Origin of the sequence: Streptomyces sp. NPDC057474, from assembly GCF_042802555.1 — a bacterium.
GTDB lineage: Bacteria > Actinomycetota > Actinomycetes > Streptomycetales > Streptomycetaceae > Streptomyces.
The window spans coordinates 1-5,730 of record NZ_JBHVDX010000374.1 but is presented as its reverse complement, the minus strand read 5'-3'; the positions used below and the strand labels follow the sequence as shown (position 1 = coordinate 5,730).

Here is a 5,730-nt window from a genome sequence, read left to right as displayed (position 1 = left end):
CCGCGGGTGCGGACCGGCCCCTCACCCCTATGCGCGACTACGCGGCGCGCCCGTACTCCGCCGCCCACGCCTCGATCGTGTCGGCCGCCCGGTCGAAGGCCTCCGTACGCGCCAGGAAGTCGGCGTTGTGCGTGGTCATCAACGGCGTCACGTACTCCTGCACACGGTCCGTGCGGACGAGGAGCAGCGCCTGCCCCTGAACAGACCGCGGCAGCCCGAGCCACCGCACCGGCTGCTGCACGGTACGCACCGAGACGCTCGACTCCCAGGACGCCGTACGCGTTCTGAAGAAACCCACCTGACGCACTCCCCGCGCGCTCACCCAGATGCCGACCCGCAGCAGCCGCAGGGCGCAGCCGATGACCAGCAGCGCCGCGCCGAAGCAGATCGCGCCCGTCTGCGGTGTCTCGGCCATGGTGATGATGACCGCCGCGACCAGCACGTACGAGGCGAGCAGCAGCAGGAGCGCGGCCGCGCCGACCCGCCACGGGCCGGGCCGGTAGGGGCGCCGCCAGCGGTCGCGGTCGTCGAACGGCAGCGCTTCGTCCACCGCCTGGTCGAAGGCGCGGTCGGCGGTCAGGAAGGGCAGGGGCACGGCTGATCCTCACTCGATCCACGCACAGGTTTCGCCGGGTGAGGCTACCGAGCCGGACCCCTCCTCACCACTCCCGGGGGTCCAACAGGGGTACAAGGGGGTGCAACTCGGGCCATCCGGGCTCCCTGTCGGTGCCGGGCCGTAGAGTGGGCGCCGCCCGAGAGCAGCAATGGGAAGGACCCTCCGAGCCGTGACCGACACACCCGCCGACGACCTCAAACCCAGCTTCCGCAGCGATGTCACCGTCGAGTTGGTGAAGCACAGCGCGGCCGACTCGGACGTGCTGTGGGCCGCCCGCGTCTCCACCGCCGGCGAGCAGTCTCTGGAGGAGCTGACGAAGGACCCCGAGCGCTCCAAGGGCCTCATCAACTACCTCATGCGGGACCGGCACGGCAGCCCCTTCGAGCACAACTCGATGACCTTCTTCATCAGCGCACCGATCTTCGTCTTCCGCGAGTTCATGCGCCATCGGGTCGGCTGGTGCATCGCCGGTGACACCGAGATCACCCTGGAGAGCGAGGCCGGCAATCTCCGACGGCGCACCATCGCCGAGCTGTACAAGCTCTGGCACCTCGGCGTCGAGGACCGGCTTCCGCATTCCGCCGGTGGAGTGACCTGGCACAGCAGGGCCGGAAAGTGGATGGCCCAGGTCGGGCGCGGCGAGGAGAACCACCACCTCGGCCTGTACGAGAGCCGTGAGGCAGCCGACTCGGCCGTGACGGAGTTCCGGGAACTGCACCCCAGCACCCGCCTCCGCAAGCTCGAATCCGTCCGTCGCAACCACGTGCGCTGCTACGACGAAGAGACGCTGCTCGCCCAGCGGGCCAGGATCGTCGATGTCATCGAGTCCGGCGTGAAGTCACTTATCAAGATCACCACGGAGTCCGGGAAGACGCTCCGCTGCACGGTCGACCACGCGGTGTTCACGCCCGAGGGCTGGTGCAAGGCCGGGGAACTGGCCGTCGGGGACGCGGTCATGGCGGCGGATACCGCTTCCCGCCCGTCGGAGGCACTGGTTCCGCCGAGCTTGCGGCGTGGCATCGGCGTGTGGACCTCCATGCAGCGGGAGCGGCTGATCAAGGAGACCGACACCTGCCACCTCTGCGGCCAGGACTTCCCCCGTGCGGAACTCGCCCTGGACCACGTGGTTCCGGTGGCCGGTGACCTGCCCCGGGCCCTCGACGAGAAGAACCTCGCACCCGCGTGCGAGCCCTGCCATGCGATCAAGAGCGCCGGCGAGCAGGCCCTGGCCCAGCGGGGCGGGGAGATCGCCAAAGCCGTTCCGGACCGGATCGTCGCCATCGATCAGGACGGCGAGGAGATGACATACGACCTCTCCGTGGAAGGCCCCTGGCACAACTTCCTCGCCAACGGGATCGTTGTACACAACTCGTACAACGAGGAGTCGGGGCGCTACCGGGAACTTCAGCCCCACTTCTACGTCCCGGACGAGGCCCGCAAGCTCGTCCAGGAGGGCCGTCCCGGCAAGTACGTCTTCGTGGAGGGCACGCAGGCGCAGCAGGAGCTCGTCGGGCGCGTCATGGAGGATTCGTACGTCCACGCATACGAGGCGTACCAGGAGATGCTCGCCGCCGGCGTCGCCCGTGAGGTCGCCCGCGCGGTCCTGCCGGTCGGCCTCTTCTCCTCGATGTACGCCACCTGCAACGCTCGCTCGCTGATGCACTTCCTCGGTCTGCGTACCCAGCACGAGCTCGCGAAGGTGCCGTCCTTCCCGCAGCGGGAGATCGAAATGGTGGGCGAGCGGATGGAGGCGGAGTGGGCCCGGCTCATGCCGCTCACGCACGCCGCGTTCAATGCGAACGGCCGGGTCGCACCGTAGTCGACCGCCGACTTCCGGCCAGGCACAGATGTACGGGTCAGTCGAGCGAAGTGTCCGTATTGCGGCATTTCGCGAAGTTCATCTAGCCTGATCAAACGGACCCGGCACTGCTTGAACCCCCGAGCAGGCAGTGCCGGGCTCCGCATTTGTCCGGACTTTTCCCGCCCCCCGAGGGCAGACCGTGCCCTGAGCAGCGAGTAGCGTGTTACCCATGGCTCCGACCTCGACTCCGCAGACCCCCTTCGGGCGGGTCCTCACCGCCATGGTCACGCCCTTCACGGCGGACGGCGCACTCGACCTCGACGGCGCGCAGCGGCTCGCCACCCACCTGGTGGACGCAGGCAACGACGGCCTGGTCATCAACGGCACCACCGGTGAGTCACCCACCACCGGTGACGCGGAGAAATCGGACCTGGTACGAGCCGTCCTCGAGGCCGTCGGCGACCGCGCCCACATCATCGCCGGTGTCGGCACGAACGACACCCACCACAGCACCGAGCTGGCCCGCGCCGCCGAGAAGGTCGGCGCCCACGGTCTCCTCGTCGTCACGCCGTACTACAACAAGCCCCCGCAGGAGGGCCTGTACCGCCACTTCAAGGCGATCGCCGACGCCGCCGACCTGCCGGTCATGCTCTACGACATCCCGGGCCGCAGCGGCGTCCCGATCGACACCGAGACGCTCGTCCGGCTCGCCGCGCACCCGCGCATCGTCGCCAACAAGGACGCCAAGGGCGACCTCGGCCGCGCCAGCTGGGCCATCGCCCGCTCCGGCCTCGCCTGGTACTCCGGCGACGACATGCTGAACCTCCCGCTGCTCTCCGTGGGCGCGGTCGGCTTCGTCTCGGTCGTCGGCCACGTCGTCACCCCCGAGCTGCGCGCGCTCGTCGATGCGTACGTCTCCGGTGACGTCCAGAAGGCCACCGAGATCCACCAGAAGCTGCTCCCGGTCTTCACCGGCATGTTCCGCACCCAGGGCGTGATGACCACCAAGGCGGCGCTCGCCCTCCAGGGCCTGCCCGCCGGACCACTGCGCGCCCCCATGGTCGAGCTTTCGCCCGAGGAGACCGCCCAGCTCAAGATCGATCTTGGCGCCGGCGGGGTACAGCTCTAACACCGGACTTCGCTCGACGCGACAACCAGACTTCACAACTGAATAAGCAGGACGAACGTGCCTGCGTCCACATCCACAACTGCTTTTGCACGAACGTCATGCGCGCCACGTGCCACAGAGGTACGTGGCGCGCGTGGTGAGGAGAGTCTTTTGAGTCATCCGCATCCTGAACTCGGCCCGCCGCCGCCGCTTCCCGAAGGTGGCCTGCGGGTCACCCCACTGGGCGGCCTCGGCGAGATCGGCCGGAACATGACGGTCTTCGAGTACGGCGGCCGTCTGCTGATCGTCGACTGCGGGGTCCTCTTCCCCGAGGAGGAGCAGCCCGGAATCGACCTGATCCTGCCGGACTTCTCGTCCGTCAGGGACCGCCTCGACGACATCGAGGGCATCGTCCTCACGCACGGCCACGAGGACCACATCGGCGCGGTCCCGTACTTGCTGCGCGAGAAGCCCGACATCCCGCTGATCGGCTCCAAGCTGACCCTCGCCCTCATCGAGGCAAAGCTCCAGGAGCACCGCATCCGCCCGTACACCCTTGAGGTGGTCGAGGGGAACCGCGAGCGCATCGGCCCCTTCGACTGCGAGTTCGTCGCGGTCAACCACTCCATCCCCGACGCCCTCGCCGTGGCCATCCGCACCCCCGCGGGCATGGTGGTCCACACGGGCGACTTCAAGATGGACCAGCTCCCGCTGGACAACCGCCTGACAGATCTACACGCGTTCGCACGACTGAGCGAGGAGGGGATCGATCTCCTCCTCTCCGACTCCACGAACGCCGAGGTCCCGGGGTTCGTTCCGCCCGAGCGGGACATCTCCAACGTCCTGCGCCAGGTCTTCGCGGGCGCCGGCAAGCGGATCATCGTGGCCAGCTTCGCCAGCCACATCCACCGCATCCAGCAGATCCTCGACGCCGCCCACGAGTACGGCCGCCGGGTCGCCTTCGTCGGCCGCTCGATGGTCCGGAACATGGGCATCGCCAGGGACCTGGGTTACCTGAAGGTCCCACCGGGCCTGGTGGTGGACGTCAAGACACTCGACGACCTGCCGCAGAACGAGATCGTCCTCGTGTGCACCGGATCGCAGGGCGAGCCGATGGCGGCCCTGTCCCGCATGGCCAACCGGGACCACCAGATCCGCATCGTGCAGGGCGACACGGTGATCCTGGCCTCGTCCCTGATCCCCGGCAACGAGAACGCGGTCTACCGCGTCATCAACGGCCTGACCCGCTGGGGCGCCAACGTCGTCCACAAGGGCAACGCCAAGGTCCACGTCTCCGGACACGCCTCGGCCGGCGAGCTGCTGTACTTCTACAACATCTGCCGCCCGAAGAACCTGATGCCGGTGCACGGCGAATGGCGCCACCTGCGGGCCAACGCGGAACTGGGCGCCCTGACAGGTGTACCGCACGACCGCATCGTCATCGCCGAGGACGGCGTGGTCGTCGACCTCATCGAGGGCAAGGCCAGGATCTCCGGCAAGGTCCAGGCCGGTTACGTGTACGTCGACGGCCTCTCGGTCGGCCTCGGCGAGCCGGCCCTCAAGGACCGGAGGATCCTGGGTGACGAGGGCATCATCTCCGTCTTCGTCGTCGTGGACTCCTCCACCGGAAAGATCACCGGCGGCCCGCACATCCAGGCCCGCGGCTCCGGTATCGAGGACTCTGCCTTCAGCGCGGTCGTTCCGCGGATCACCGAGGTTCTGGAGCGTTCGGCACAGGACGGGGTCGTCGAGCCCCACCAGCTGCAACAGCTCATCCGCCGCACCCTCGGCAAGTGGGTCTCCGACACCTACCGGCGCAGGCCGATGATCCTGCCTGTGGTGGTCGAGGTCTGACCCTCCGTCAGTGCCCGCCTGGAGCGGGGCTCCTCGATTTGCATCGGGGCGCCTCGCTCCAGTACGTTTACGGCTCCGCCCAGGGGGGAACCCGACGCAACTGTGCGTCAGGAGCCACCCGGACCGGGCGGAAATTCTGACTCAGAACTTCTGATAAAGTCGGAACCGCCGGAAAGGGAAACGCGAAAGCGGAAACCTGGAAAGCACCGAGGAAATCGGATCGGAAAACGATCTGATAGAGTCGGAAACGCAAGATCGAAGGGAAACTGCCCGGAGGAAAGCCCGAGAAGAACTTGGGTGAGTACAAAGGAAGCGTCCGTTCCTTGAGAACTCAACAGCGTGCCAAAAATC

The 5,730-nt window shown here is 67.7% G+C and carries 4 protein-coding genes and 3 pseudogenes; 5 read left to right on the top strand and 2 right to left on the bottom strand.

Annotated features, from left to right (window positions below):
* Positions 1 to 37 precede the first annotated feature (37 nt).
* Positions 38 to 595: a hypothetical protein gene (locus ACFU53_RS46050; protein ID WP_384006151.1), complete on the bottom strand. Its 558-nt coding sequence runs from the start codon at positions 593 to 595 to the stop codon at positions 38 to 40.
* 190 nt (positions 596 to 785) lie between these two features.
* Here ACFU53_RS46050 and ACFU53_RS46045 point away from each other — a divergent pair.
* The 5 genes and pseudogenes from ACFU53_RS46045 to ACFU53_RS46025 all read left to right on the top strand — a co-directional run.
* Positions 786 to 1,076, top strand: a pseudogene (locus ACFU53_RS46045) (FAD-dependent thymidylate synthase); the annotation flags it as partial.
* A pseudogene (locus ACFU53_RS46040) lies at positions 1,056 to 1,982 on the top strand (HNH endonuclease); the annotation flags it as partial. The pseudogenes ACFU53_RS46045 and ACFU53_RS46040, both read left to right, overlap by 21 nt.
* A 3-nt stretch (positions 1,983 to 1,985) precedes the next feature.
* A pseudogene (gene thyX / locus ACFU53_RS46035) lies at positions 1,986 to 2,435 on the top strand (FAD-dependent thymidylate synthase); the annotation flags it as partial.
* 211 nt (positions 2,436 to 2,646) lie between these two features.
* Positions 2,647 to 3,546: a 4-hydroxy-tetrahydrodipicolinate synthase gene (dapA, locus tag ACFU53_RS46030; RefSeq protein WP_384006149.1), complete on the top strand. Its 900-nt coding sequence runs from the start codon at positions 2,647 to 2,649 to the stop codon at positions 3,544 to 3,546.
* A 150-nt stretch (positions 3,547 to 3,696) separates the two neighbouring features.
* The gene (locus tag ACFU53_RS46025) at positions 3,697 to 5,379 is read left to right on the top strand and encodes a ribonuclease J (protein WP_384006147.1); all 1,683 of its coding nucleotides are present in this window, start codon (positions 3,697 to 3,699) and stop codon (positions 5,377 to 5,379) included.
* 107 nt (positions 5,380 to 5,486) lie between these two features.
* Here ACFU53_RS46025 and ACFU53_RS46020 read toward each other — a convergent pair.
* Positions 5,487 to 5,730, bottom strand: a 244-nt coding sequence (locus ACFU53_RS46020) for a hypothetical protein (protein ID WP_384006145.1), incomplete at its 5' end; no start/stop codon positions are given.

What these genes read in the sequence shown, in the direction of transcription:
- dapA (WP_384006149.1), top strand. Translation starts at nt 2,647, where the DNA reads ATGGCTCCGACCTCGACTCCGCAGACCCCCTTCGGGCGGGTCCTCACC.